Annotated in this window: 27 protein-coding genes; 14 read left to right on the top strand and 13 right to left on the bottom strand. The window is 57.0% G+C overall.

Annotation, left to right across the window (positions count from 1 at the left end):
* Positions 1-189 precede the first annotated feature (189 nt).
* Positions 190-1,881 (bottom strand): NAD(P)H-hydrate dehydratase, encoded by a 1,692-nt coding sequence (locus tag AC2FFE_RS08405; protein WP_496846389.1) that lies wholly within the window; start codon positions 1,879-1,881, stop codon positions 190-192.
* Positions 1,882-2,050: 169 nt separating this feature from the next.
* Between AC2FFE_RS08405 and AC2FFE_RS08410 the strand changes: the two genes are divergently transcribed.
* The 4 genes from AC2FFE_RS08410 (at position 2,051) to AC2FFE_RS08425 (ending at position 6,061) form a co-directional block, all read left to right on the top strand.
* Positions 2,051-2,389 (top strand): P-II family nitrogen regulator, encoded by a 339-nt coding sequence (locus AC2FFE_RS08410; protein WP_496846390.1) that lies wholly within the window; start codon positions 2,051-2,053, stop codon positions 2,387-2,389.
* Positions 2,390-2,422: 33 nt separating this feature from the next.
* The gene (glnA, locus tag AC2FFE_RS08415; protein ID WP_496846391.1) at positions 2,423-3,829 is read left to right on the top strand and encodes a type I glutamate--ammonia ligase; all 1,407 of its coding nucleotides are present in this window, start codon (positions 2,423-2,425) and stop codon (positions 3,827-3,829) included.
* Between the two features lie 317 nt (positions 3,830-4,146).
* On the top strand, positions 4,147-4,938 hold the full coding sequence (locus AC2FFE_RS08420; RefSeq protein ID WP_496846392.1) for a lytic murein transglycosylase: 792 nt from the start codon (positions 4,147-4,149) through the stop codon (positions 4,936-4,938).
* A gap of 199 nt (positions 4,939-5,137) precedes the next feature.
* Complete coding sequence (locus AC2FFE_RS08425) at positions 5,138-6,061, top strand: hypothetical protein (RefSeq protein ID WP_496846393.1); 924 nt, start codon at positions 5,138-5,140, stop codon at positions 6,059-6,061.
* A 36-nt stretch (positions 6,062-6,097) separates the two neighbouring features.
* On the opposite strand, the gene AC2FFE_RS08430 is transcribed toward AC2FFE_RS08425, so the two are convergent.
* Positions 6,098-6,841 carry a heme-dependent oxidative N-demethylase family protein gene (locus AC2FFE_RS08430; protein WP_496846394.1) on the bottom strand — a complete coding sequence of 248 codons (744 nt, stop codon included), beginning with the start codon at positions 6,839-6,841 and terminating at the stop codon, positions 6,098-6,100.
* A 123-nt stretch (positions 6,842-6,964) separates the two neighbouring features.
* On the opposite strand from AC2FFE_RS08430, the gene dddP reads away from it, so the two are divergent.
* Positions 6,965-8,305 carry a dimethylsulfonioproprionate lyase DddP gene (gene dddP, locus AC2FFE_RS08435; RefSeq protein ID WP_496817407.1) on the top strand — a complete coding sequence of 447 codons (1,341 nt, stop codon included), beginning with the start codon at positions 6,965-6,967 and terminating at the stop codon, positions 8,303-8,305.
* 8 nt (positions 8,306-8,313) lie between these two features.
* On the opposite strand, the gene AC2FFE_RS08440 is transcribed toward dddP, so the two are convergent.
* Positions 8,314-8,508 carry a hypothetical protein gene (locus AC2FFE_RS08440; protein ID WP_480542383.1) on the bottom strand — a complete coding sequence of 65 codons (195 nt, stop codon included), beginning with the start codon at positions 8,506-8,508 and terminating at the stop codon, positions 8,314-8,316.
* Positions 8,509-8,758: 250 nt separating this feature from the next.
* Here AC2FFE_RS08440 and AC2FFE_RS08445 point away from each other — a divergent pair, with 250 nt between their 5' ends.
* Both AC2FFE_RS08445 and AC2FFE_RS08450 read left to right on the top strand, forming a co-directional pair.
* Positions 8,759-9,976 carry a bifunctional alpha/beta hydrolase/OsmC family protein gene (locus AC2FFE_RS08445; protein WP_496817406.1) on the top strand — a complete coding sequence of 406 codons (1,218 nt, stop codon included), beginning with the start codon at positions 8,759-8,761 and terminating at the stop codon, positions 9,974-9,976.
* Positions 9,977-10,080: 104 nt separating this feature from the next.
* Complete coding sequence (locus tag AC2FFE_RS08450) at positions 10,081-10,836, top strand: glycosyl transferase (protein ID WP_496817721.1); 756 nt, start codon at positions 10,081-10,083, stop codon at positions 10,834-10,836.
* Between the two features lie 100 nt (positions 10,837-10,936).
* Here the strand turns inward: AC2FFE_RS08450 and AC2FFE_RS08455 are convergent, their stop codons facing one another.
* The 3 genes from AC2FFE_RS08455 to AC2FFE_RS08465 form a co-directional block, all read right to left on the bottom strand.
* Positions 10,937-11,524 (bottom strand): biotin transporter BioY, encoded by a 588-nt coding sequence (locus AC2FFE_RS08455; protein ID WP_496817405.1) that lies wholly within the window; start codon positions 11,522-11,524, stop codon positions 10,937-10,939.
* 75 nt (positions 11,525-11,599) lie between these two features.
* Positions 11,600-12,022 (bottom strand): DUF6314 family protein, encoded by a 423-nt coding sequence (locus AC2FFE_RS08460; RefSeq protein ID WP_496817404.1) that lies wholly within the window; start codon positions 12,020-12,022, stop codon positions 11,600-11,602.
* A complete protein-coding gene (locus tag AC2FFE_RS08465; RefSeq protein ID WP_496846395.1) occupies positions 12,019-12,351 on the bottom strand; it encodes a hypothetical protein in 333 nt (110 codons plus the stop codon). Before AC2FFE_RS08465 ends, AC2FFE_RS08460 begins: the two co-directional genes overlap by 4 nt.
* Positions 12,352-12,440: 89 nt before the next feature.
* Here AC2FFE_RS08465 and purB point away from each other — a divergent pair, with 89 nt between their 5' ends.
* The 5 genes from purB to AC2FFE_RS08490 all read left to right on the top strand — a co-directional run bounded on the left by purB (position 12,441) and on the right by AC2FFE_RS08490 (position 16,955).
* Positions 12,441-13,745, top strand: a complete 1,305-nt coding sequence (gene purB / locus AC2FFE_RS08470; RefSeq protein WP_496817402.1) for an adenylosuccinate lyase — start codon at positions 12,441-12,443, stop codon at positions 13,743-13,745.
* 114 nt (positions 13,746-13,859) lie between these two features.
* On the top strand, positions 13,860-14,012 hold the full coding sequence (locus AC2FFE_RS08475) for a hypothetical protein (protein WP_496817401.1): 153 nt from the start codon (positions 13,860-13,862) through the stop codon (positions 14,010-14,012).
* 104 nt (positions 14,013-14,116) lie between these two features.
* Positions 14,117-14,656 carry a tetratricopeptide repeat protein gene (locus tag AC2FFE_RS08480; RefSeq protein ID WP_496817400.1) on the top strand — a complete coding sequence of 180 codons (540 nt, stop codon included), beginning with the start codon at positions 14,117-14,119 and terminating at the stop codon, positions 14,654-14,656.
* A gap of 154 nt (positions 14,657-14,810) precedes the next feature.
* Positions 14,811-15,905 carry a flagellar motor switch protein FliG gene (locus tag AC2FFE_RS08485; protein ID WP_496817399.1) on the top strand — a complete coding sequence of 365 codons (1,095 nt, stop codon included), beginning with the start codon at positions 14,811-14,813 and terminating at the stop codon, positions 15,903-15,905.
* 126 nt (positions 15,906-16,031) lie between these two features.
* The gene (locus AC2FFE_RS08490; RefSeq protein WP_496817398.1) at positions 16,032-16,955 is read left to right on the top strand and encodes a lysophospholipid acyltransferase family protein; all 924 of its coding nucleotides are present in this window, start codon (positions 16,032-16,034) and stop codon (positions 16,953-16,955) included.
* On the opposite strand, the gene AC2FFE_RS08495 is transcribed toward AC2FFE_RS08490, so the two are convergent.
* Positions 16,956-17,657, bottom strand: coding sequence for a DUF1223 domain-containing protein (locus AC2FFE_RS08495; RefSeq protein ID WP_496817397.1), 702 nt, complete (start codon positions 17,655-17,657; stop codon positions 16,956-16,958). It abuts the gene before it with no gap.
* A 226-nt stretch (positions 17,658-17,883) separates the two neighbouring features.
* Between AC2FFE_RS08495 and acnA the strand changes: the two genes are divergently transcribed.
* Positions 17,884-20,574 carry an aconitate hydratase AcnA gene (acnA, locus tag AC2FFE_RS08500; RefSeq protein WP_496846396.1) on the top strand — a complete coding sequence of 897 codons (2,691 nt, stop codon included), beginning with the start codon at positions 17,884-17,886 and terminating at the stop codon, positions 20,572-20,574.
* Positions 20,575-20,721: 147 nt separating this feature from the next.
* Positions 20,722-21,414 carry an SDR family NAD(P)-dependent oxidoreductase gene (locus AC2FFE_RS08505; RefSeq protein ID WP_496817395.1) on the top strand — a complete coding sequence of 231 codons (693 nt, stop codon included), beginning with the start codon at positions 20,722-20,724 and terminating at the stop codon, positions 21,412-21,414.
* Here AC2FFE_RS08505 and AC2FFE_RS08510 read toward each other — a convergent pair.
* The 6 genes from AC2FFE_RS08510 to AC2FFE_RS08535 all read right to left on the bottom strand — a co-directional run bounded on the left by AC2FFE_RS08510 (position 21,409) and on the right by AC2FFE_RS08535 (position 24,701).
* Entirely contained in the window at positions 21,409-21,951 is a 543-nt protein-coding gene (locus tag AC2FFE_RS08510; RefSeq protein WP_496817394.1) for a DsbE family thiol:disulfide interchange protein, read from the bottom strand. The genes AC2FFE_RS08505 and AC2FFE_RS08510 overlap by 6 nt on opposite strands.
* Positions 21,944-22,102: a heme exporter protein CcmD gene (gene ccmD, locus AC2FFE_RS08515; RefSeq protein ID WP_496817393.1), complete on the bottom strand. Its 159-nt coding sequence runs from the start codon at positions 22,100-22,102 to the stop codon at positions 21,944-21,946. The genes AC2FFE_RS08510 and ccmD overlap by 8 nt, the downstream gene beginning before the upstream one ends.
* The gene (locus tag AC2FFE_RS08520; RefSeq protein ID WP_496817392.1) at positions 22,099-22,872 is read right to left on the bottom strand and encodes a heme ABC transporter permease; all 774 of its coding nucleotides are present in this window, start codon (positions 22,870-22,872) and stop codon (positions 22,099-22,101) included. Before AC2FFE_RS08520 ends, ccmD begins: the two co-directional genes overlap by 4 nt.
* Before the next feature lie 61 nt (positions 22,873-22,933).
* Positions 22,934-23,590 carry a heme exporter protein CcmB gene (gene ccmB / locus AC2FFE_RS08525; protein WP_496817391.1) on the bottom strand — a complete coding sequence of 219 codons (657 nt, stop codon included), beginning with the start codon at positions 23,588-23,590 and terminating at the stop codon, positions 22,934-22,936.
* Positions 23,587-24,201, bottom strand: a complete 615-nt coding sequence (gene ccmA / locus AC2FFE_RS08530) for a heme ABC exporter ATP-binding protein CcmA (protein ID WP_496846397.1) — start codon at positions 24,199-24,201, stop codon at positions 23,587-23,589. Before ccmA ends, ccmB begins: the two co-directional genes overlap by 4 nt.
* A 146-nt stretch (positions 24,202-24,347) precedes the next feature.
* Positions 24,348-24,701, bottom strand: coding sequence for an Mth938-like domain-containing protein (locus AC2FFE_RS08535; RefSeq protein ID WP_496846398.1), 354 nt, complete (start codon positions 24,699-24,701; stop codon positions 24,348-24,350).
* Positions 24,702-24,708 lie beyond the last annotated feature (7 nt).

Here is a 24,708-nt window from a genome sequence, read left to right on the forward strand (position 1 = left end):
TCCCACATAGGTGGGCGTCATTATTGTTTTGATCATAAACTAGGAATTGCGTGGCGTATCTTTTGATCCACCAGGGCACGTTTGCACCTTCGCCTCGTGTCTTGCAATTCCCAGAGCAGCGCTCTGCCGTCAGCTGCACTGTGAACGTGCAATTTCTCAGTGTTCTCGGCGAAAACCCGCTGATCGTCGTTACATTTCCAGCGCCCGGAACACGGCAGGAAGTTGTTCTGGCAAGTCTTCGGCGATCAGACCTGGCCCAAACTGTCGGGCACACTCCACATGCAGCCAGGCCGCGCTTTCTGCGGCCTGCATTGGGCCAAAACCGCGCGCAAGCAAACCAGCGATAAACCCGGCCAGTACATCGCCCGACCCCGCTGTTGCCAGCCAAGGGGCCGCGCGCTCGTAAACTGCGGCATTGATCGAGCATCGCCCGTTCGGGTCGGCAATCACCGTGTCTGGCCCTTTGAACAGCACAACGCACCCTGCCCGTTTGGCAGCCTCTCGCGTCGCATCAACCTTGGAATAGGCCGGGCCTTTGGTTGGCACAGCGTTTAGTTTGTCCGAGATGTCCGGAAACAAACGCGCGAACTCGCCCCCGTGTGGCGTCAGCACGCAGTTCTCGTGCAGCTGGGTTAACAACGTCGAAGGGTCATCCGCAAAAGTGGTCAAAGCATCCGCGTCCAAAACCGTTGCGCGCCCGGCTTCCAAGGCAAGCGGCACAAGTTCGCGCGCACGCTCCAGCCCCAAACCGGGACCAAGGCATAAAGCGTTTAGCCGCTCGTCCTGCAACAGCTCGGACAAGCCGTTTGCATCGTCAATCCGCTGCAACATGATGGCTGTCACCTGCGCCGCAACCTCCATCTGCGCCGATGGAGGAACGCCCAGCGTCACCAACCCCGCCCCGATCCGCAAAGCCCCCCGCGCCGCCAACCGTGCCGCTCCGGTTTTGCCGGGCCCGCCGGAGAGGACTAGAGCGTGGCCGTGGGTGTATTTGTGTGACAACACAAACTTGACGAGTTCTCGCGGGTCCGAAGAAACGTAACCGTCCGCCTTCGCATCGACTTGGGTCAACTGCACCAGATATGAATCGCTTTCAGACAGTTCGCAGCTTCCAAGGCCGATAGATCTAACGACCGCTTTTCCGCAAAGATCAGGCCCCATTCCAAGAAAATGACCAACCTTCAAAGCCTGAAACGAAACAACCAATTCTGCGCTATAGCTGTGTCCAATTTGCTTTCCGCTATCCGAACATAGACCCGAAGGAACATCGACGGCCACGCGTTTGATGTTCTCATGTGACATCAGGTTTTGCATAAGCATATCGAACTCAAAAATGTTGTTTGGCAGCGGCTTTGACAGCCCCGTACCGAACACAGCATCAACGATCACCGTTGGAACTTCCGACTTAGCAAAAACATCGATCAACTTAAGGCGTGTATGAGCTGGTAACTCTGATGGGGGGTACACTTCTCCGATACTTGCCCACCGCTTGTAATTCACCCGTGCATCCGACGGCAGCTTCTCTGGATCGCCATACAGAAATACCTCAACTTCCCAACCCCGCTCCTTCAGCAACCGCGCGACCACAAACCCGTCACCGCCATTGTTCCCCGGCCCGCACAGAACCACCGCACGCAGGGGATCCCCTTCATCTGGCCCCAAATATCTCGGGGAGCGGTCTTGATCGTTTGCGCCATCGGTTCGAACACCCGATGGCGACGGGCTGGCTCCTCGATCCTTCAACTCCGGCCATTCCTCGAAGATCGCCTCAACAACGCCCTGTCCGGCGCGCTCCATCAATTCCAGTCCGGTGACTTTACCGGACTCGATAGCCGACTGCTCAACCGCCCTCATTTGCGCCGCTGTCAGCAATTCCACCATCCCGAACCCTCGCGCGATTCAATTTCGATTATTTTTTGTGCAACATGCGCAAAATATAACCTATGCCTAGATTTCACTTCATCCAGCACAGGCCAAATCCGCAATCACATTGCCCCCCTGATTTAGACGTGATCACTGCGGTTCTGACAACCATGCGAGGTGAGCCGGGATGAAAAAGATCGAAGCGATCATCAAGCCGTTCAAACTGGACGAAGTGAAAGAGGCATTGCAGGACGTTGGCGTCCAGGGCCTCAGCGTGATCGAGGTTAAGGGCTTTGGCCGCCAGAAAGGTCACACGGAACTGTACCGTGGTGCTGAATATGTGGTCGACTTCCTGCCCAAGGTGAAGGTCGAGGTGGTGCTGGACGACGATCAGGTTGATGCAGCCATCGAATCCATCGTTTCGGCCGCAAAAACCGACAAGATAGGCGACGGTAAAATCTTTGTTTCGCCCGTTGAGCAAGCCATCCGCATCCGTACCGGCGAAACCGGCTCGGACGCGCTGTAACACACCCATCTTCAAACCAGAGGAAACAAAAGAATGAGCAAGGACGCAGTTCTTCAGCTGATCCGCGATGAAGACGCAGAATATGTCGACATCCGCTTTACCGACCCGCGCGGCAAACTTCAGCACGTGACCATTATGGCCGATCAGGTTGACGAAGACTTCCTCGAAGAAGGCTTCATGTTCGACGGGTCATCCATCGCGGGCTGGAAATCAATCGAAGCATCTGACATGAAACTTATGCCCGATACCAACAGCGCCTATGTCGATCCGTTCTATGCCGAAAAGACCATCTGTGTGCACTGCTCGGTTGTTGAGCCCGATACTGGCGAAGCCTACGAGCGTGATCCGCGCGGCACGGCCCAGAAAGCCGAAGCCTACCTGAAAGCATCGGGTATCGGTGACGTTGCCTATATGGGGCCCGAGGCCGAATTCTTTCTGTTTGACGATGTCCGCTTTTCGAACAGCATCAACAAGGTGTCCTACGAAGTGGATGCCACAGACGCGTCGTGGAACACGGACACCGAATACGAAATGGGCAACATGGGCCATCGTCCTGGCGTTAAGGGCGGTTACTTCCCGGTCAATCCGGTAGACGAAAGCCAGGACCTGCGTTCGGAAATGCTGTCGACCATGAAACGTCTGGGCATGAAGGTCGACAAGCACCACCACGAGGTTGCCTCGTGCCAGCACGAGTTGGGCCTAATCTTTGACAGCCTGACCAAGCAAGCCGACGAGCTTCAGAAGTACAAGTACGTCATCCACAACGTCGCCCACGCCTACGGTAAATCGGCAACCTTCATGCCGAAGCCGATCGCAGGCGACAACGGCACCGGCATGCATGTGAACATGTCGATCTGGAAAGACGGCAAGCCGCTGTTTGCGGGCGACAAATACGCTGATCTCTCGGATGAGGCGTTGTATTTTATCGGCGGCATCCTGAAGCACGCCAAGACCCTGAACGCCTTCACCAACCCGGCGACCAACAGCTACAAGCGCCTGATCCCCGGTTTCGAAGCCCCTGTTCTGCGCGCTTATTCGGCCCGTAACCGTTCGGGTTGTGTCCGTATTCCGTGGACGGAAAGCCCGAAAGCCAAGCGCGTCGAGGCTCGCTTCCCTGACCCGGCCGCAAACCCCTACCTGGCGTTTGCAGCGCTGCTGATGGCTGGTCTGGACGGCATCAAGAACAAGATCGATCCAGGCGAAGCCATGGACAAGAACCTGTATGATCTGCCTGCCGAAGAGCTGGCCGACATCCCAACCGTTTGCGGCTCGCTGCGTGAAGCTCTGGAAGCACTCGCATCGGATCACGACTTCCTGCTGCAGGGCGACGTGTTCACCAAAGACCAGATCGACGGCTACATCGCATTGAAGATGGAAGAGGTCGAAACCTACGAGCACACGCCGCACCCGGTTGAGTACGGTATGTACTACAGCTGCTGATCCGTCACAGGGTTACATCTGCAAGGGCGTCCATACGGGCGCCCTTGTTTCGTTTTTTCCGATCTTCGAAACCCGCACCATCCGGGTAGGAGAGATCGCATGTCATCCGATACCACCTTTTCTCGCTTCCCAGCCATAGTTTCGTCGATCAAAGGTTTCGAACACACTACCGGCGCAGATTTGCGTGGACCCAAAGCTTTCGAGGAACGGTTCGAAAGTTTAAGAAGTACCAGCGAGTTCGGCCTTTGCAAATTACATTGCGAAATCCTGCGGACCATCTACGCTCTAGACACCACAGCCATATCGGATTGCCCCCAATGTTGCGTATATTGTTGATTTCCTTTGCCCTGATCATGCCAACACTTGGCACTGCGGCACCTTGCGGGAACTCAAGTGCAGGGTTCGAGGCCTGGAAGGCCGATTTCGCCAAACAAGCCCGTAAGGCAGGTGTGAAAAAAAAGGGCCTTCAAGCGCTGGCCCAGACGCAATATGCCACCAGAACGATCGCCGCGGACCGAAACCAGAAGAGTTTCAGATACTCGCTGGACAAGTTCATGCGCGTGCGCGGCGCAGATACGATTGTCGCCCAAGGACGCAAGCGCAAAGCCCGGAACCCACAGTTCTACGCCGCGCTTGAACAGCAATATGGCGTGCCAGCCGGGGTTCTGATTGCCATTCATGGCATGGAAACCGGCTTTGGAAATTTTATGGGCGACAGTCAGGTTGTGTCAGCAATAACCACTCTGGCCTATGATTGTCGCCGATCCGAGTTCTTTGTTCCGCATGCAATTGGGGCGCTCAAACTGGTCGATCAGGGCAGTATCACCATGGCGACAAAAGGGGCAAAACATGGCGAACTGGGCCATACCCAGTTCCTCCCGGGCAATGCACTGAAATATGGCGTGGATGCTACCGGAGACCGCCGCGTGGATTTTTACAACCTGACAGATGCTATGGCCTCAACCGCCAATTTCCTGCGCAAAAAAGGGTGGAAACCGGGGCGCGGATATCAGCCGGGGCAACCCAATTTCGCGGTTATCGAACAGTGGAATGCGGCCACGGTTTACCAGCAATCCATTGCCATCATGGCCGCCCGAATCGATCAATAGCCCAGTCACGCACTCAACACGTGATTTGCGCAATTTCGCCACAATGTCGCCATAGCAGTCGCAAAAACCCCTTATTTTATTGGTTTCCAAAGCGTAATCAATCATCCGGTTTTCTGATTTTTTTGCACTTTTCGTCAAATTCTACCCAAAAACGGTTGTTAACCTTTGATTTGCAACGAAAGCGACAAAGGAAACTCCCGTGGCTCAGAACCGCAGTTATCATGGCGGCCTGCAATTCGATGGCGACGCCGATGGCGCGATCGAACGGTTTGGTTCGATCGTCGCGACAACACTTGAGGATTACGGTCATCTGATCGAGCGTAAAGCGATGCTGAATCACACAGAGGCCAGCATCGTCTCAAGCCAGTATCTGGTGCGCCTGACGCTTAAGCGCGAGACCGCGAACGCTGACACCCATCATGACCGCCTGGATCGGGTGGTGGGGCTGAAATCAGCCCCGCGCCGCCGTATCGCCACACGCCCGCAGAACAAGTTGCAGATCACTGTCTCACCGGTCTCTCCTGTGCTGGACGATCCTGAGATTTCTGAGCTGATGCTGGCGGTAATGCTGTATCGTATGGTCGATATCTGCTCGACCCGTCGGGTCGAATGGCTATCGCCGCGTACTGTTCTGACGCTCGAACAGTTCATGAGTGCATTTGACACCCTGGCGCCCGGAAAATCCCGAGACCGAAAACAAATCTTCCAATCGATATCCGGTCAGTTCGCGGGGGTGGATATACCCGAGCCCAAAGAACAGATCGCGGTCTTGAACCCCTCTGCCCGCCCGATCCAACTGACCGATGACCAACTACTGAGCATCGCGTTTCGCGCAGATGAAACGTTGGAGCCGGCCTCAAACGAAAACAAACCTTTTGAGCAGGTCCAAGACAATACCGAAGACGAAGACCGCCCAAGCGACATCCTGCGGCTCAGCAGTTGGTGTGTAACGGGCGTGATCGCCAGCGTTTCCATGCCCATCGCCTGTTCGATGGCGGCCGTCAATCTGATCCGGGGTGAAGATTTCCGGCTGAACACGCAAGTTCTGGTCTTTTCCTCTGCCATCGTTGCGCTAAACACCAGCAATGCCTTTGCCGACGTGGCCAACGTCCTCGGCATGTAACAGAATTACCGAAGACCCTCCTTGGAGGCCCCGCCGTCAGGCGGGGTTTTCCATTTCTGGCAGGCTGTTTGCAGCCAAAACATAGGTGTGGATCGAAAACACAACCGCCCCGGTGCGCGGCAAACGCAGCAGGGTTTGGCGCTCGCTGCGCAGATACGAGGTTGTCCCCTCTTCGGGCTTTTCACGCGGTGTGCGGGCGCTGCGGGGCTGGTAAAGCTCGGGGTCTTCATACCAAAGCGCATTGAACCGCCAGAGTGGGCGGTCAGGCTTTATCCCATCGAACAGGCGTTGAACGCGCCGGGCAATGTTGTCGTCATAGCTGTCGACCGGGATGTGAATATCCACCAAAGGCCGCATGAACTTTTCCGACAGGCGCCAGCTGGCCGGAAAGCACAGAATCGCGCCCGTCAGGACATGCTGGTCGCCATGCTTTTGCAGGATGCAAAAATCCTCCTGAACCAGCAGGCAGAGCGTATCCAATGGCCGTGCCGTATCAATTTCAACGCGCGCCCCATCAGGCCGAATTACGTGATCAGTGGCACTAGGGTAAGCTGTTGTCAGAACCAGTGCCAACAACTCCTGCGCGGCCTCTTCTGCCTGGGGATCAAGCACCAGCACATCGTCACGACGTTCATATAGCAGCGCCGCGCGCCTATCCATCTGCGCTGCAAAGGCATCATCCTGATACAGCCAATCCTGCATTTTCGTGGACTGAATACCCGGTAAGGCACGTAAGTCCGTCGGATCATACGGAATTTTCTTTTGCAGGATCACACTCATAAAAACCAGCTATCATTGAATTTCCCGAATGTCGGTCAAAAAACGACAAGCGGGCGGTCGCAATCTTCTGCGACGTCTTTCGACCGTCTTAACAAGATTACCTCAAACAGAGGGAGGCGCGTTGTGAATCAGCACTATCGGGATACCCGTAAAATCGACCCAACCCGCGGCGAAACGCTGGGCGATGGCACACCGAACGACAACGACAGAATCGAGATCGGGCCCACGCAGCTGGCCTTTGACGAATGGTCAGCCGCAGGGCTGATCTTGCCCAATCTGGACCAGATGCGCGCGTTTCGCTGGGAACGCCTAACCCAGGCCATCGTGGATCGCGGTTATGGTGGTTTGCTGATTTTCGACCCCCTGAACATCCGCTACGCAACCGACAGCACCAATATGCAGCTGTGGAACACCCACAACCCATTCCGTGCAGTCCTGCTGTGTGCTGATGGCTATATGGTGATCTGGGACTATAAGAACTCCCCTTTCCTCTCCACCTTTAACCCTCTGGTCCGCGAACAGCGCTCTGGCGCAGATCTGTTTTACTTTGACCGTGGCGACAAGGTGGATGTGGCCGCCGATGTGTTCTCGAACGAGGTGCGGGTGCTGATCGAGCAACATGGCGGCGGCAACAAACGTCTAGCCGTCGACAAAATCATGCTGCACGGGCTGCGCGCGCTTGAGGCACAGGGTTTCGAGATCATGGAAGGCGAAGAGCTGACCGAGAAAACCCGCGCCATCAAAGGACCCGATGAAATCCTGGCCATGCGCTGTGCCAGCCATGCCTGTGAAACCGCCGTGGCCGAGATGGAAGCCTTTGCGCGCGCCAATGTGGGCGATGGAAAGACATCCGAAGATGACATCTGGGCCGTTCTGCATGCCGAAAACATCCGCCGCGGTGGTGAGTGGATCGAGACGCGCCTCTTGGCGTCGGGCCAACGCACAAACCCCTGGTTCCAGGAATGCGGCCCCCGGATCACGCAGCAGAATGAAATCATCGCATTTGACACCGATCTGGTCGGTTCCTACGGGATTTGCGTCGATATTTCACGCACTTGGTGGATCGGGGATCAGAAACCGCGTGCCGACATGATCTATGCGATGCAACATGCCCATGAGCATATCATGACCAATATGGAGATGCTGAAACCCGGCGTCATGATCCCCGAGTTGACAGCGAATTCGCACCGGCTGGATGATAAGTTTCAGGCCCAGAAATATGGCTGCTTGATGCACGGCGTTGGCCTGTGCGATGAATGGCCTCTGGTCGCCTACCCGGACAAGGCGGTTGCAGGCGCTTATGACTATCCGCTGGAACCCGGCATGGTTTTGTGTGTCGAGGCTGCGGTTGGCGAGGTGGGCGGCGATTTCTCGATCAAGCTGGAAGATCAGGTTCTCATAACCGAAGACGGCTATGAGAACCTGACGCGATATCCGTTTGATGCCCAGCTTATGGGGCTATAGCAACCCGGTTAGTCAGGCCAGTTCGACCGCCGCACGTTGCCATGCCAGTCTTCGACGGGCGGGCTGATTGTATCAGAGTGCTCATTCTCGCTAAGTGGCAAGGACTGGCCCAGTGCGAACCCCAAGACGACGGCCAGAATAAGTGCGACCAGCCGTTCCATGCCAACCCAGGGTGCATTTGGCTTTGCTGTAATATCTACCATGTTTCCCTCCGGCTATGGTTTCGATAGCGGGAAGATGGGTCTTTATGTGAAATAATTAAAACGAATGTTTGACTGACTATACATCACAAAACGGAATGTATGACTTATCTTCCGGTTTCGATGACGGACCACAAACCCGTCACCAACCTTACGGCAGTCCCTCACCTTACCGTGACGCCTTTGACATATAGGTTGTGGCAGGCCCTGCATGATCGCAATATTGCAAACGCCCCCAATGGAAGGAGCCGAAATGCCTACGGAACGCATCACCTTTGCCGGTCATGATGGCGGCCAACTTGCCGCTCGGCTGGATTTACCCGATGGTCCGGTTCTGGCGACGGCCCTGTTTGCCCATTGCTTCACCTGTTCCAAAGATATCCCTGCCGCGCGCCGTATCTCAGCCCGATTGGCGGCGATGGGAATCGCTGTGCTTCGGTTCGACTTCACAGGGCTTGGGCATTCCGAGGGCGAGTTTGCCAACACCACTTTCACATCGAATGTCGAAGACCTGATTGCGGCGGCGACGTATCTGGCTGGCCGAAACATGGCCCCGGCCCTGCTTATTGGCCATTCACTTGGGGGAGCCGCTGTGCTGCGCGCTCGCGCGGGTATCCCATCGGTCAAAGCGGTGGTCACGCTTGGGGCCCCTGCGGATCCCAGCCATGTTTCGCACCATTTCGAACAGGCCCTGACCGAGATACAGCAAGAAGGCAGCGCCGAGGTCTCGCTGGGTGGTCGACCGTTCCGCATTGGCAAAGCGTTTGTGGACGACATTGCTGAAACGGCCCTAACACCCTCGGTGGCAGAGTTGAAAGCCGCCTTGCTGATCCTTCATGCACCCTTGGATGAAACAGTCAGCATCGACAACGCCAGCACCATCTTTCTGGCCGCCAAGCATCCCAAAAGCTTTGTGACGCTTGATGACGCTGATCACCTGATCACCCGTGCCGCGGATGCGGAATATGCGGCAGATGTGATCGCTGCGTGGGTGTCACGATATGTGCCCCTGCGCCCCCCGGCCCCACCTCCCGGCGCGCCAGAAGGCGTTATTCGTGTGACCGAAGCAGACCCGGGTGGGTTTTTGCAGGATATTCAGGCCGGGCCGCGCCATCATGCTGTGGCGGATGAACCTGTGTCATATGGCGGCACAGATCGCGGAATGTCGCCTTATGGGTTCGTCTCGTCCGGGCTTGGGGCCTGCACGTCGATGACCATTCGCATGTATGCAAGACGCAAACGGTGGCCTCTGACCGGCATCAGTGTGGACGTGTGTCATGACAAAGTTCATGCACAGGATGCTGGGCTGGCAAATGAAGGCAAAGTGGACCAGTTCAATCGCAAAATCCGGCTTCAGGGTCCTCTGACCCAGGAACAAAAAGAGCGGCTGCTGGAAATTGCCGACAAATGCCCCGTGCACAGAACGCTGGAAGGCTCGGCACTTGTTACGACCATACTGATTGACAACTGATTGGAATAGCTGCCACAAGGCCGCTCTATCAGGCAGTAAGCGGCGGGCGCATGGACAAACAGATCGTTTGCATCAACTGGGGCACGCGCTACGGTGCCCCCTAAATCAACCGTCTGTACCGGATGGTCTGTGCCAACACCACGCCGCCGTTTCGGTTTGTCGCGTTTACTGACACGCGCGAAGGGGTCGACACCGGCGTTGAATGCTTTGACCTGCCCGAAATGCCGGGATTCATGCCCGAACGCACCATCGGCCAATGGCCGAAATCCAGGCTTTGGGCTGCTGAACTGGCCGATCTAAAGGGGCCATTTCTGTTCCTGGATCTGGATGTTGCAATCACAGGGTCGCTGGATCCCTTCTTTGAGTTTGGCGATGCGGACGATGTTGTTCTGGCGCGCAACGTGGCCAAACCGTTGAACCGGTTGGGGCAGACCTCAATCTACCGTATGCCGGTTGGTGCGCTCGCCTCGCTTCAGGATGTCTTTGCCGCCGACCCTCAGGGCGTGGCCGACAAATATCGGTTCGAGCAGCATTTCGTCACGAAGAATGCGCCAAACGGGGTGAAGTTCTGGCCAACCGGATGGGTTCGCCATTTCCGCATTGAATGCATTCCGACTTTCCCGCTGAACTACTTCAAGGACACACGCCCGCCCAAAGGCACCCGCGTGGTCGTCTTTGCCGGATCGTTGAGCCCGCCGGACGCGATCAAGGGGCAATATAACGACGCGGTTCCGCACCTGCCCCCGAAGCAGCATATTCTGCGGGCGCTCAGGTCAAAGCACAAACTCCGCGCGATACGGCAGTACTTTCGACCTGCAAGCTGGGTTGCCCGGATCTGGGATCGGGCCGAACGCAACTAGTTTCGACTCGCTTTCGTAAGCTATGCAAAATCTCAAAAACGAAAAAACCGCGCCGGATCTCTCCGGCGCGGGTCATTCAGATTGAAAATGGCAATCGCGGTTAGCCGCGTGCGTTTCCGACCAGTTTCCAAACCGCAGGGATCAGCAGAGCAGCCAGAGCCAGCTTAATCGCATCCCCTGCCAGGAATGGTGTCAGACCCCATTCAAGGATCGGCTTGTCCCAACCATACAATTGGCCCAGCCACAGCAGACCGGGAACATAGATCAGCACGTTGGCCAAAAGCAGTGCGAATGCCAGTTTGCCAACCGACCGGTCCCAGCCGCGTGCGGCCAGAGAGCCCAGCAAAACGGTGGTCAGCAGATAGCCAACCAGGTAGCCACCCGTGCCACCCATCATATAGGTCAGGCCGAATTTCTCAGCCGAGGAGCCGGCGAAAACGTCAAAGCCCAAAGCGCCGACCAGCAGATATCCCATCATGGTCACCAGACCCAGACGTGCCCCATAGGCTGTGCCGATGGTCAGAACGGCAAAGGTACCCATTGTCATCGGAACCGGCCACATCGGCACTTTGATCTTTGCGGCAACGGCCAATGCAACGATGCCCAGAACAACCAGAGCCACCTGTTTGACGCGCAGCGCCGTCCCTTCGCGCGGGCCAAATGCGTTGGCCAATACGTTTGCGTTCATCTCATATCTCCACATTCGGACTTGTTTGCACCTGCAGCAATGCCTGTTCCGGGCGTCTGCTGCAAGATGATTACGCTATCGCAGCGTGTATTTGGTTTCCATTTCATAGGATTTTCGCGGCCCAGACACCGTCCAGCGGACTGTCCAGCGCGGCCATCCCGAGAAATCATAATGTGCATCATAGCTGTCAGGGGGGCAATCATGATGGTCGGCCGCGGTGGTTGCACCCAGCTTCAGCGCATGAAAATACCGACCGTCTTCAAAATGAATGGCAATGCGATCGCCATCTGGCTGCCAGAGATAGCGCCGCGTGCCCTTCATCGGCGGCTGGCCGGGCATGCGCACCGTCACCTCTTCGCTATAGATCAGACCATCGGCATCCGGTACCAGATTAGCATGGCCATCGGCCTGCACAATCTGCCCGGCCTTGTCATCACGGATTTTCCGCATCAGCGACCAGGTTCCCGCGAAATCCTTCAGTTCGCGTGGCAGGGTCATTCCGCAAACGCCCCATCCGTTGCGTTGCCCGCATCATCAATGAACCGGATCGTCTGGCCGTTATGTTGAACATCATAACAGGCCCACAGATCCGACGGCGGCCAGAGCGAGCAATAGCGACCCTCCCGAACGGCCCACCGGCCTGCGCTGTGTTCGCCCGAAAAATACTGCGTCAGCATCGAGGCCTCAAAGGTCTGCCAAGCACCATTTCCATAGTCCAGCTTCTGATCCGTCAATGCGACTTGGATTTCGGGACCTGACAATGCACGGAATTCGCTGGCGGCCAAAACACCCGGCCAGATCGCTAGAATCAGGGCAAACCGTCTCATATCCGTACTCTCGTCTTGTTCCGCTGGCTGCGCAGGTTTAAACCCCGCGGCATCACCCACTGCCCAATCACAATAAGGCGATGCTGCCAATGATTCCACGTTATTCCCGCCCCGATATGGTCGCCATCTGGTCGCCTGAAACCAAATTCCGCATTTGGTACGAAATTGAGGCCCATGCCTGCGACGCCATGGCCGATCTGGGCGTGATCCCGCGCGAAAACGCCGAGGCCGTGTGGAAAGCCAAGGATGTGGAATTTGACGTGGCGCGGATTGATGAGATCGAGGCGGTCACCAAACACGACGTCATCGCCTTTCTGACCCATCTGGCTGAACATGTCGGCAGCGAAGAGGCGCGTTTTGTGCATCAGGGCATGACCTCATCAGACGTGTTGGACACCTGCCTGAACGTGCAGCTGACCCGCGCCGCTGACATTCTGATCGCGGATCTCGAAAGTCTGTTGGCGGCCCTGAAGCGCCGTGCAATCGAACACAAACACACCGTCCGCATCGGCCGCAGCCACGGCATCCATGCGGAACCCACCACCATGGGCCTGACCTTTGCGCGCTTCTATGCTGAAATGGATCGCAACTTATCCCGCATGCGCGATGCCCGCGCGGAAGTTGCCACCGGCGCGATCAGTGGCGCGGTCGGCACCTTCGCCAATATCGATCCGCGCGTCGAAGAACATGTCTGCGACCAGTTGGGTCTGGTCCCCGAGCCGATCAGCACGCAGGTCATTCCACGCGACCGCCATGCAGCCTTTTTTGCCACGCTGGGCGTCATCGCAAGCAGTATCGAAAACATCGCCATCGAGATCCGCCATATGCAGCGGACCGAGGTGCTGGAAGGGGCCGAGTTCTTCTCGATGGGTCAAAAAGGCTCGTCGGCGATGCCGCACAAGAAGAATCCTGTTCTGACCGAAAACCTGACGGGTCTGGCCCGCATGGTCCGCGCCGCCGTAATCCCGGCAATGGAGAATGTGGCGCTGTGGCATGAACGCGATATCTCGCATTCCTCGGTCGAGCGTATGATCGGCCCCGATGCCACGATCACATTGGATTTTGCGCTGGCCCGTCTGACCGGCGTGATCGACAAGATGCTGATCTTCCCGGAAAACATGCTGGAAAACATGAACAAATTCCCCGGACTGGTCATGAGCCAACGTGTTCTGCTTGCCCTGACCCAGGCAGGCGTCAGCCGTGAAGACGCCTATGCCATGGTTCAGCGTAACGCGCTGAAGGTCTGGGAACATCGGACCGACTTCAAAGAAGAATTGCTGGCGGACGCCGATGTCACCGCTGCGCTGAGCGCCGAGGAAATCGAAGAAAAATTCGACCTCGGCTATCACACCAAACATGTCGATACGATTTTCGAACGTGTGTTTGGGGAATAAGCACCTGCGGTAACTCAAAAAAAAAGCCCGGCTAGCCTGATGCTGGCCGGGCTTTTGGTGAATCTACGGGAATCGGGTAGTCTGGTGGCGATGTTTCCGCGAAAAGGACAGATCATGATCCGAACCGTATTTTACTCAATCGCACTTGTCTGCATGGCCTCAGCCAGCCTGGCTTGCAGCGCCCATACCAAGCAAACCCAGTCCTGTATCGAAGGCACGACCTGGGACCAGGAAACCCAAAGCTGCCTGAAAATCATCAACAGCTGAGGAAATTCTTTCCTGTTTGTGAATAAATGCGACCGATCCGGTGTTAGCTTTTTGGAAGATCACACTATGATTTCAAAAAGCAGTCCTGAGAACGGAGTAGAATAATGCGCCTTGTCCTAGCATCCGCAATCGCGTTTCAAGCCTTTGCCTTTGCCCCTGCCGTCCATGCCGCTGGCGGTGATAGCAATCCGCCAAAACCCACGAACACAACTAAGAAGTGCCTGTTCGGCCGCGTGTATGACGAAGCGGCCGGCAAATGCGTAAAGCCGAACAAAAGCAATTTCTCTGACGATCAGCTTTACGATGCGGTTCGTGAGCTGGCCTATGACGGCCAGTACAAAAACGCTCAGGGTATCCTGCGCATCATGGATCAGCGCGACGATCGTGTTCAGACCTACTGGGGCTTCACCTACCGCAAGATGGGTGAGCTTGAGCTGGCGAACCTGTTCTATGAAAAAGCCATTGATGTCAACCCTGACAACATTCTGGCCCGCAGCTATATGGGGCAGGGTTTCGTAGCCGAGGGCAAAACCGATCTGGCCATTGAACAGTGGCGCGAGATCAAGGCCCGCGGCGGCGAAGGCACCTGGGCCGAGGCCTCATTGCGCGAAGCCATCCGGACCGGGCTGACGTACAGCTACTAAAGCCTTTGAACAGCGGCACATCGCCAGCATCCCGGATATGCAAAAACATCAGCCGGGGCTGGCGATGCGCTTGTTTTAGTGCATTGGGCTTCAGCCTTTCTTTACCCGACACTTGCTATTCTGCCTGTGGAACTGACTACGGCTCGGCAGGCACATGCAGGATACAAACGCACTGATACAAATGGCACCGGGGGCGACGCCGCCCGCTGCGGGCACTGAAAGCAACGCTGCCAAGATCGTCCCCAGATCGCTGAGCAGTTTGCAAAAAGCGGCCGTTGTTGTGCGGCTGTTGCTGAACGAAGGCGCGGATATCCCGCTGGAGGAACTGCCAGACGATCTGCAGGAAAGACTTACACATCAGCTTGGCCAGATGGGTTTGGTGGATCGCGTGACACTGGATTCTGTTGCGCGAGAATTCGGTGATGCGCTTGATAACATTGGGCTGTCCTTTCCCCACGGGCTGGCAGGCGCGTTGGATGCCATAAACGGTAAAATTGCCCCTGCGACGGCAGCACGCTTGCGCAAGGTCGCCGGTGTTCGGCAGATCGGGGACCCTTGGCAGCGGTTGCGGGAAATCCCAACCGAAGAACTGGCAGGCATGGCGCAAGCCGAAAGCACCGAGGTGGCCGCAGTGATGCTGTCCAAGCTCGATACGGCGCAGGCAGCGCAGCTGCTGGGTCACCTGCCCGGCCCGGTCGCGCGCCGAATAACTTACGCGATATCAAAAACCGCCAGCGTCACACCCGAAGCGGTGGAACGTATCGGGTGGTCGCTGGCCTCACAATTGGATCAACGCCCGGCCCAAGCGTTCAGCGATGGCCCGGGCGCGCGTGTCGGGGCCATCCTGAACCAATCCGCTGCTGCAACCCGCGACGGTTTGCTGGATGCTTTGGATGCCGAAGATGCCGATTTCGCCAGCGTTGTTCGTCAATCCATTTTCACCTTCGCGCATATCCAGACCCGCATTCAGGCACGCGATATCCCAGCGGTCTTGCGCGAGGTTGAACAACCGGTTCTCATCACCGCCTTGGCGGGCGCTGCGGCAGATGATGACAAGGCATCGGTTGAGTTTCTGTTGTCGAACATCTCCGCCCGCATGGCCGATAACCTGCGCGAAGAAATGGGTGAACGCGGGCGCGTCAAACAGGCCGAAGCCGAAGAGGCAATGACCCAAATCGTCGGCGCCGTGCGGACGCTGGTTGACGCAGGCACGATCGTTCTGGTCGAAACCGAGGACGAGGACGAATAGACCCTGTGCCCTGCAAACCCGGGTGTAACCAACCGGTCCGTATCAACCGCGGCTGACCGCTTGAGCTTGCGGGTTTTGACCTATATGTCTGATCTCAAAATTCGCAAAACGCGGTGAGACGCATTCATGCCCGTCGAAAAGTCAAAGCTCAGCCGAAGTGAGCTTGCAAAGTACTATGTCGCCAATCTGTTCCTGAAGGGGGTCATCGGCACCATGCGCCTGCTGCCTTACGAGCGGCGCATCCCCGCAATGGGCGCGATCGTGCGCGGCCTTGCCCCCATTGTCGGCTTTCGCCGACGGGTTCTGCGAAACCTGAACCTCACCTGCCCAGAACTTTCGGAAGCCGAGGCAAGAAAGATCAGCAGCGATGTCTCTGACAACGCCGGGCGCGCGATCATGGAGCATTTTTCGCCCGAGGGGTTCATCGAACGTCAGAAACACGCAAAAATAAGCGGGCCCGGGATCGAAGCCTTTGACGCAGCAATTGCCGAAGGTCGTCCGGTCATGATGATCACCGCGCATTTCGGGCACTACCTGGCCGCGCGCGTTGCTTTGCAGCACCGCAGTGACAAACCGATTGGCTGCCTGTATCGCCGGATGGCAAATCCTTATTTCAACGACGCATATGTCGAAGCCTTCTACAAATCCGGCTCACCCATGTTCGAACAAGGTCGGCGCGGCATGGTCGAGATGGTCAGGTCTCTCAAGAATGGCGGTATTATCGCCATCGTCTCGGACCTGCATTCGCAAGGTGGCGAACAGCTACAATTTTTTGGCAAACCGGCGATCACATCGGTCCTGAATGCTGAACTGGCGATAAAATACAAAGCGGTCCTGATCCCCTGCTACGCGGTTCGTCAGCCCAACGGGCTGGATTTTGAGATCATTCTGCACGACCCCGTTCCGCACACGACACCGCAAGAGATGACACAGTTCACCAACAATGATCTGGAGCAGGTCGTTCGCCAGCATATGGGCCAGTGGTTCTGGATTCACCGCCGCTGGAAGCACTGGAACGGCCTGGGCGTCAGCCTTGAAGAAATGCCCTGATCATTTCACATTGGTGGCGGCGACAATGGGTCCGTGACCAACCTGTTGCACCAGCACGACGGCAGGAAAATCTGCGCTCAGCGCGGTCTCAAAACTTTGCGGCGCTGTGCCATCCCACTGACCTGCGATCTGCCAGCTTTCAACAACGTTGGCATAGTCCAGGTCATGGCCCGCCAGCTCACCCCGACGGATCGAAGCATGCCGCATCGGAGAATATTGAACCACCCGCACATCATATATCTGCCCATCGGACAATGTGACCGGGGAAACATCGACCAGTACAGCATCCCCATCACGACGGGCCCGAACCGTGGCCTGGGGCACGGCAGCCAAATGAGTCTCGATCAGCTGGTTTAACTCGCCTGCTTTGGCACCGACCACATCCTCTTGCCCGTTGATCACCATCTGAGGTGTATAGATCATCGACCGCCCGCCCTGACGCGCATAGGCGCGCTGTCGCACCGTGTGATCAGGATCCGCGTATTCATCTTTCCAGCCGATATAGTCCCAATAGTCCACATGCAGCGCCAGACCGATCACATCGTCGCGTTTCACGAGTTCTTGCATGATCCGGTCAGCTGGTGGACAGGATGAACACCCCTGCGAGGTAAACAGCTCGATCACAACCGGGTCTTCTTCGGCCGCAGCGTGGGTCGCGAGCAAAAGAGCAAGAGCGGTTGTGACTATAGTGGCTTTAAACATCGGTAGGCCTTGGCTAGTTTGGCTGCTCAGAAGGTTTAGCTGCTTTGACGTTCAACCTCCAATCAAGGTTTCTTGAAACGCGGTAAGAATGTCCTTGGGTTATTGTGTACAATAGTATACAAAATACACATCAAACGCGCTGATCGCCCTTGAACCGACAGCCCTGGTGATGCAGATAAAGCGTAGCGACCCCATAATCCAAGTTATTTGAGAGGGAGGCCAGAAGATGCCCATCAAAGTCGGACAGGACACCGCCAAAACCCGCCGCAGCCTGAGTGTGAATGGCACATCCATTTCCTACTATTCGATCCCAGCCGCGCAAGAGGCCGGTCTCGGCGATTTCTCGAACCTGCCCGCCGCCTTGAAAGTAGTGCTCGAAAACATGCTGCGGTTCGAGGATGAGGGTTTCTCGGTCTCGGTCGATGACATCAAGGCCTTCGCCGAATGGGGTGCGAATGGCGGTAAGAACCCGCGAGAGATCGCCTATCGCCCTGCCCGTGTTCTGATGCAGGATTTTACCGGTGTTCCGGCGGTCGTCGACCTCGCCGCGATGCGCGACGGGATCAAAGGCCTGGGCGGCGACGCGCAAAAGATCAACCCGTTGAACCCCGTGGACCTGGTCATCGACCACTCGGTCATGATCGATGAGTTCGGCAACCCGCGCGCCTTTCAGATGAACGTGGACCGCGAATATGAGCGAAATATGGAGCGGTATCAGTTCCTGAAATGGGGTCAGACCGCGTTCAATAACTTCCGCGTTGTGCCCCCCGGCACCGGTATCTGCCACCAGGTGAACCTGGAATATCTCGCCCAGACCGTCTGGACCGATACCGATCAGAACGGGGAGGAGGTCGCCTATCCTGACACGCTGGTTGGCACCGACAGCCACACCACCATGGTCAACGGCATGGCCGTGCTGGGTTGGGGTGTCGGCGGGATCGAGGCCGAGGCCGCGATGCTGGGTCAGCCGATCTCGATGCTGATCCCCGAGGTTGTGGGCTTTGAGCTGACCGGGTCCATGGTCGAAGGCACCACCGGCACCGACCTTGTTCTGAAGGTTGTCGAAATGCTGCGTGAAAAAGGCGTAGTCGGCAAATTCGTTGAATTCTACGGCGAAGGTCTGGACCATCTGCCGCTGGCGGATCGCGCGACCATCGCCAATATGGCACCTGAATACGGTGCGACTTGTGGCTTCTTCCCCATCGACGGGGAGACCCTGCGCTATATGCGGAATACAGGTCGCGACGAAGACCGCATTGCGCTGGTCGAAGCCTATGCCAAGGAAAACGGGTTGTGGCGCGGTTCGGATTACGCACCGATCTACACCGATACATTAACGCTGGATATGGGCACCATCGTACCTGCGATTTCCGGCCCAAAACGTCCGCAGGACTACGTTGCGCTGACGGATGCCAAGGCCGCCTTCACAAAGGAAATGGCTGAGACGTTCAAACGCCCCATGGGCAAGGAAGTCGCTGTCAAAGGTGAAGACTACACGATGGAATCGGGCAAGGTTGTGATCGCCTCGATCACTTCCTGCACCAATACGTCGAACCCATATGTGATGATTGGGGCTGGGCTTGTGGCACGCAAAGCGGCAGCTCTGGGTCTGGATCGCAAACCTTGGGTCAAGACCTCTCTGGCGCCAGGATCACAGGTCGTTTCGGCCTATCTTGAGGCTGCTGGCTTGCAGGATGATCTGGACAAGATTGGATTTAACCTTGTGGGCTATGGCTGCACCACCTGTATCGGGAACTCGGGCCCGATCCAGAAAGAAATCAGCGACGCCATAGCCGAAGGCGATCTGGTCGCAACGTCGGTACTGTCGGGCAACCGCAACTTTGAGGGCCGCATCTCGCCTGATGTACGCGCCAACTATCTGGCCTCGCCGCCGCTAGTCGTGGTCTATGCGCTGGCTGGTACGCTGGATATTGACCTGACTTCGGACCCCATCGGTCAGGACAAGGACGGCAACGATGTCTACATGAAAGACCTCTGGCCCAGCCAAGCCGAGATTGCGGAACTGGTTCAGGCGACCGTGACTCGCGAAGCGTTCCAGTCGAAGTACGCCGACGTCTTCAAAGGCGACGAGAAATGGCAGAGCGTTGAGGTGCCGCAACAGGAAACCTATGACTGGCCGCCAACCTCGACCTATATCCAAAACCCGCCCTATTTCCAGGGTATGGGGGCTGAACCGGGTACCATCTCGAATATCGATGGGGCCAAAGTGCTGTTGATCCTGGGGGACATGATCACCACTGATCATATCTCGCCCGCCGGGTCGTTCGCGACCACCACCCCTGCCGGGAAGTATCTGATCGAACGGCAGGTGCAGCCACGCGAGTTCAACTCGTATGGATCACGCCGGGGCAATCACGAGATCATGATGCGCGGTACCTTTGCCAATATCCGCGTCAAGAACGAGATGCTGGATGGCGTCGAAGGCGGGTACACGAAAGGACCTGATGGCCAACAGACCTCGGTCTATGAGGCGTCGATGGCCTATCAGGAACAGGGCACGCCCTTGGTGGTGTTCGGCGGCGAGCAATATGGCGCGGGCTCGTCCCGCGACTGGGCAGCCAAAGGGACCGCCTTGTTGGGTGTGAAGGCCGTGATCGCCGAAAGCTTTGAGCGCATTCACCGGTCAAATCTTGTTGGCATGGGTGTTATTCCGCTGGAATTCACGAGCGGGGACACGCGTAAGACGCTGGGCTTGAAAGGCGATGAGACAGTGTCGATCCATGGGTTGGATACGGTCGAGCCGCTGCAAGAGGTACCCTGTACTATCACTTATGGCGATGGGTCCGAGAAGACCATTACTCTGAAATGCCGCATCGATACCGCGCCTGAGATTGAATACATCGAAAACGGCGGTGTGTTGCATTATGTGCTGCGCAACCTTGCCAAATCTGGCTGAGATCGGATTTTACATGACCTTAAAGGGACGCCGAGGGCGTCCTTTTTCATTTTCAGCGAGGCTCTGCCTCGCGCTCCGAGGTATTTGTGAACAGAAGAAGTTGAATATCGCGCGCATTCCGGGTCTGGTCAGCGCAAGGAGGCGATTATGGACAAAGTGGCATTGGTAACGGGCGGCGCGCGCGGAATTGGGCGGGCAATCGTGGACGAATTGCGCGGCGATCACCATGTGGCGTTCACCTGGTTGACGAGCGAACCAGAGGAGAAAAGCGAGTGCCTGGCCCTGCGGTCTGACCTGACAGCGCAGGGGCAGCCCGAGACCGTTGTTCAGCAGGTCTTAGAAAAGTTCGGACGTCTCGATCTGATCGTGAACAATGCCGGGGCGGTTACGATGACCCCGAAAGACGTGTTCGATAAGGATGATCACCTCTCCATATTGGACCTGAACCTGCTGGTGCCCGCTGCTTTGCTGACCGCAGCTTTACCGCATCTGAAACCGGGCGCCGCGATTGTCAGCATCTCTTCGATGAATGCCGTTCTGCCACCCAAGGATGCGGTGACCTATGGGGCCAGCAAAGCCGCACTGAACCTGTGGACGCGCGGCATGGCAAAAGAGCTGGGCCCGAAGGGTATTCGTGTGAATGCTGTGGCTCCTGGCGCGATCAACATCCCCGAGGCCCCGCGCCCGGACGACCTGACCGCCCTATTCGTCAAGGATACCGCTGTTGGACGCGTAGGCCGGCCAGAAGATATTGCAAAGGCCGTTCGGTTTTTGGCCTCTGATGACGCCAGTTTCATCACGGGTGAAGTTCTGGGCGTGACCGGCGGGTATCGGTTATGACCCGCCTGCCGCCTGGTCCAGAGCAGGCCGGATCGTGCTTTCGATGACACGCTGCGTGATCGGCCCGGCGAAGCGCAGGATCACTGTACCGTCGCCGTCAATCACGTAGGTCTCGGGCACACCGTAGAGGCCCCAGTCCAGCGCCATACGCCCCTGCTCGTCTCGGCCTATGCCTGAATAGGGGTCACCCAGTTCTTTCAGAAAGCTTTCGGCATTATCCAACTGATCTTTGTAGTTGATGCCGTAGACGGGTATGCCTTCGGCAGACAGCGCTTCGAGGTTGGGATGCTCGGCCCGGCACGGGGCGCACCAGCTGGCCCAATAGTTGACCAGCTTAACCTTGCCATCCCTTAGCGTTTCATCATCGAACAACGTTTTGCCGGGAAACTCGGTCAGGATAACAGGTGGCGCGGGCTGCCCTTGGCGTGCAGAGGGCAGCGCGTCGGGATCCTCACGGAACATGCCAATTCCGGCAAGAACTGCAAAAGCACCGAAGATCAGTGGCGGCGCGATCATCAAAGGTGAAATCTTAGCCATTGCGCATCATTCTTTGTTCGACCTTTTCCATCTCGGCCCGCACCTTGCGGCCGCGTATCACGCTGAATGCAACAAGCGCCAGCAGCAAGCCGATTGAAACAGCATATGACCACAGGACTGCATCTGCATATTTTCCAAGATCGGGGATCATCCGCCCACCCTTTCCCGTGCCAGCAGGGCCTTGACGCGCCGCGCGCGGATTTCAGTGCCTGTGCGGTATAGAACCAGCGCGATGAACAGCAAAACAAAACCAATGATGCAAACCATCAATGGGTAGAAGAAGATGTTGCTCACCTTCTCCTCGGTATCTGTGCCTGTGATGGCACCGGCCCGCATAACGGATGCGCCCTGATGCAGGCCCTGATTCCAGAAATTCACCGCATATCGGCTGAGGATCGCAAAGACCGAGCCCACCAGACACAGAACCGAGGTCAGGTCAGCGGCCGTATCGGGGTCTTCGATGGCTTCCCAAAGCGCCATATAGCCAAGGTAGAACAGGAACAAGATCAGGAATGAGGTCAGGCGCGGATCCCACGCCCACCATGTGCCCCACATGGGTTGACCCCAGATCGCCCCGGTTGCCAGCGCGATCAGTGTCATGACGATACCCACCGGGGCTGCCGCCCGCGCGGCCAGGGCGCTGACATGGTGGCGGCGCACCAGCCAGATCAGCGAGGTCACCAGCATCATCAGCCAGCAGTTGATGGCCATCAATGCCGCAGGAACATGCAGATAGATGATCTTGACGGTCGATCCCTGTTTGTAATCGTCCGGCGTGAAGAAAAAGCCCCAGACAAGCCCGACCATCAGACACAGCGCTGACGTGATCCAGAAAAACGGCAAGACGCGTTCGCTGGTGGCAAGAAACTTGCGCGGATTGGCATATTCCCAAAGGGCGTTGGCTCTGGCTGCGATTGTCATGGCTGATATCTAGTCTGAAACGGGCAGTTTCTCAATTGACCTCCGTCAAGAATGTGGCGCTTCACCGCAGATTGATCCGTAGCACAGCCGCGCTGGCAAATGGTAGCAAGGCAATGGTGGCTGCGGTGATCCCGGCCAGCATCAGCAGCGGGGTCTGTGTATCCATTCCGGTCGCACCACGACGGGCGACCTCTGCCCCAAAAATCAGGGTCGGAACATAGAGCGGCAACACCAGCAGTGACAGCAATAAACCTCCGCGCTTGAGTCCAACGGTCAGGGCGGCGCCGAAGGTACCGATCACGCTCATGGCCGGGGTGCCCAGCAGCAGCGAGATCACCAGCCACGAAAAGCCCGGTACTGGCAGGTTCAGCAAGATGCCCAGGAAAGGGGCTGCCAAGACCAATGGCAAGCCTGTGGTGATCCAATGTGCGAGCGCCTTGATGGAGACAATCGCCTCAAGCGGCAATGGGGCCGTTGCGAGAAGATCCAGTGACCCATCCTCCCAATCCAGAGCCAGGAGACGATCAAGAGAGAGAAGACAGGCCAGGAGCGCCCCAAGCCAGAGGATGCCGGGTGCGATGGTGGACAGCAGCGCCGACTGCGGACCTACTGCAAAGGGCACCAGAACGGTCACGATCAGGAAAAAGGCCAAGCCCAGGCCAAAGCCGCCCCCGGCCCGAAAGGCCAGTTTCAGGTCACGCAGCAACAGGGCAATCACAGGAATCCTCCGTCCAGATCATCGGTCAGGTCAAGACGGGCTTTGTAGGGACCGACATCCAGTATTTCGGCTTCAAGACCCAGATCGATATGAGTGGCAATCAGGGCGGATCCACCCTGCCCCAGATGTCTTTGCACGGTTGAAGCGAACATCTGCACCGCGCTTTTGTCCAGTGACACGGTAGGCTCATCCAAGGCCCAGATGGGTCGTCCCGTCACCAGCATACGCGCAAGGCCCAGCCGCCGCTTTTGTCCTGCTGACAGGTTACCCGCATGGCGATCTGCAAGCGCATTCAGCTGAAAGGCATCCAATGCGGGCTGGATGTCATGCGTTCCAAAGACTGCAGCCCAGAACGTTAGGTTCTCGGTCACAGTCAGGGTTGGTTTCAGCCCATCCGAATGTGAAGCATATGCGATCTGATCTTCACCCCCGTCGATGCGCCCGGAGAGTGGCGGTTGCAACCCTGCCAAAGTGCGCAATAACGTCGTTTTGCCGATCCCGTTCGGCCCGCGCAGGATCAGTGCCTGACCGGAGTTGAGTGAAAAACTCAGCCCTTCGAGCACCGGAATACCGCCACGCACAATCGCCAGATCTGTCACCGTGAGTGTCATATCCCTCGCTTATCTGATTGGAGAGGCAGGCAAAAGGAGGGATTTGCCGCAGGGTTCACAAGCTTGTATATCTGGCGAGTGCGGGAGCGAGAGGCCAGCCTCTCGCGCTCTCCGGGATATTTTGGGCCAGATGAAGGGGAACCCGGTTACACGGGGATCAGGGCGAGCGCGATCCGGCGACCTTCGGAGAGCAGCACATTATAGGTGCGGCATGCGGCGGGTGAGTTCATGATTTCGACGCCCAGCCCCACCTCTTCCAGAGTATTGCGCAGGTCGGCGGGAATATGGGTCAGATCAGCACCCGTGCCGATGAAGAGGACATCGACCATGTCTGTGAGTGCCAGCAGATCGTCGGCCTGCGAGTAGCCGCCCCAAGGTGTTGTTCCTGTTGGGCCGGTCAACACGCCACCGTGATACACTTGACCACCGATGCGAAAAAAACCCGGGCCATAGCCATCGACAGGCTGGGCATTTGTGTAGGTGATCTCATTCAATCGCATGGGTATT

The sequence above is a fragment of the Ruegeria sp. YTSA168 genome (genome assembly GCF_059610045.1).

Coding starts and splice junctions, on each gene's coding strand:
- AC2FFE_RS08440 (WP_480542383.1), bottom strand. CDS start 8,508: ATGGTAGATATTACAGCAAAGCCAAATGCACCCTGGGTTGGCATGGAA.
- AC2FFE_RS08510 (WP_496817394.1), bottom strand. CDS start 21,951: ATGGCTAAGATTTCACCTTTGATGATCGCGCCGCCACTGATCTTCGGT.
- AC2FFE_RS08420 (WP_496846392.1), top strand. CDS start 4,147: ATGTTGCGTATATTGTTGATTTCCTTTGCCCTGATCATGCCAACACTT.
- AC2FFE_RS08535 (WP_496846398.1), bottom strand. CDS start 24,701: ATGCGATTGAATGAGATCACCTACACAAATGCCCAGCCTGTCGATGGC.
- ccmD (WP_496817393.1), bottom strand. CDS start 22,102: ATGATCCCCGATCTTGGAAAATATGCAGATGCAGTCCTGTGGTCATAT.
- AC2FFE_RS08430 (WP_496846394.1), bottom strand. CDS start 6,841: ATGAGTGTGATCCTGCAAAAGAAAATTCCGTATGATCCGACGGACTTA.
- AC2FFE_RS08495 (WP_496817397.1), bottom strand. CDS start 17,657: ATGTTTAAAGCCACTATAGTCACAACCGCTCTTGCTCTTTTGCTCGCG.
- AC2FFE_RS08520 (WP_496817392.1), bottom strand. CDS start 22,872: ATGACAATCGCAGCCAGAGCCAACGCCCTTTGGGAATATGCCAATCCG.
- AC2FFE_RS08505 (WP_496817395.1), top strand. CDS start 20,722: ATGGACAAAGTGGCATTGGTAACGGGCGGCGCGCGCGGAATTGGGCGG.
- ccmA (WP_496846397.1), bottom strand. CDS start 24,201: ATGACACTCACGGTGACAGATCTGGCGATTGTGCGTGGCGGTATTCCG.
- AC2FFE_RS08465 (WP_496846395.1), bottom strand. CDS start 12,351: ATGAGACGGTTTGCCCTGATTCTAGCGATCTGGCCGGGTGTTTTGGCC.
- AC2FFE_RS08460 (WP_496817404.1), bottom strand. CDS start 12,022: ATGACCCTGCCACGCGAACTGAAGGATTTCGCGGGAACCTGGTCGCTG.
- AC2FFE_RS08455 (WP_496817405.1), bottom strand. CDS start 11,524: ATGAACGCAAACGTATTGGCCAACGCATTTGGCCCGCGCGAAGGGACG.
- AC2FFE_RS08475 (WP_496817401.1), top strand. CDS start 13,860: ATGATCCGAACCGTATTTTACTCAATCGCACTTGTCTGCATGGCCTCA.
- AC2FFE_RS08445 (WP_496817406.1), top strand. CDS start 8,759: ATGCCTACGGAACGCATCACCTTTGCCGGTCATGATGGCGGCCAACTT.
- purB (WP_496817402.1), top strand. CDS start 12,441: ATGATTCCACGTTATTCCCGCCCCGATATGGTCGCCATCTGGTCGCCT.
- AC2FFE_RS08480 (WP_496817400.1), top strand. CDS start 14,117: ATGCGCCTTGTCCTAGCATCCGCAATCGCGTTTCAAGCCTTTGCCTTT.
- glnA (WP_496846391.1), top strand. CDS start 2,423: ATGAGCAAGGACGCAGTTCTTCAGCTGATCCGCGATGAAGACGCAGAA.
- AC2FFE_RS08485 (WP_496817399.1), top strand. CDS start 14,811: ATGCAGGATACAAACGCACTGATACAAATGGCACCGGGGGCGACGCCG.
- AC2FFE_RS08490 (WP_496817398.1), top strand. CDS start 16,032: ATGCCCGTCGAAAAGTCAAAGCTCAGCCGAAGTGAGCTTGCAAAGTAC.
- AC2FFE_RS08410 (WP_496846390.1), top strand. CDS start 2,051: ATGAAAAAGATCGAAGCGATCATCAAGCCGTTCAAACTGGACGAAGTG.
- acnA (WP_496846396.1), top strand. CDS start 17,884: ATGCCCATCAAAGTCGGACAGGACACCGCCAAAACCCGCCGCAGCCTG.
- AC2FFE_RS08405 (WP_496846389.1), bottom strand. CDS start 1,881: ATGGTGGAATTGCTGACAGCGGCGCAAATGAGGGCGGTTGAGCAGTCG.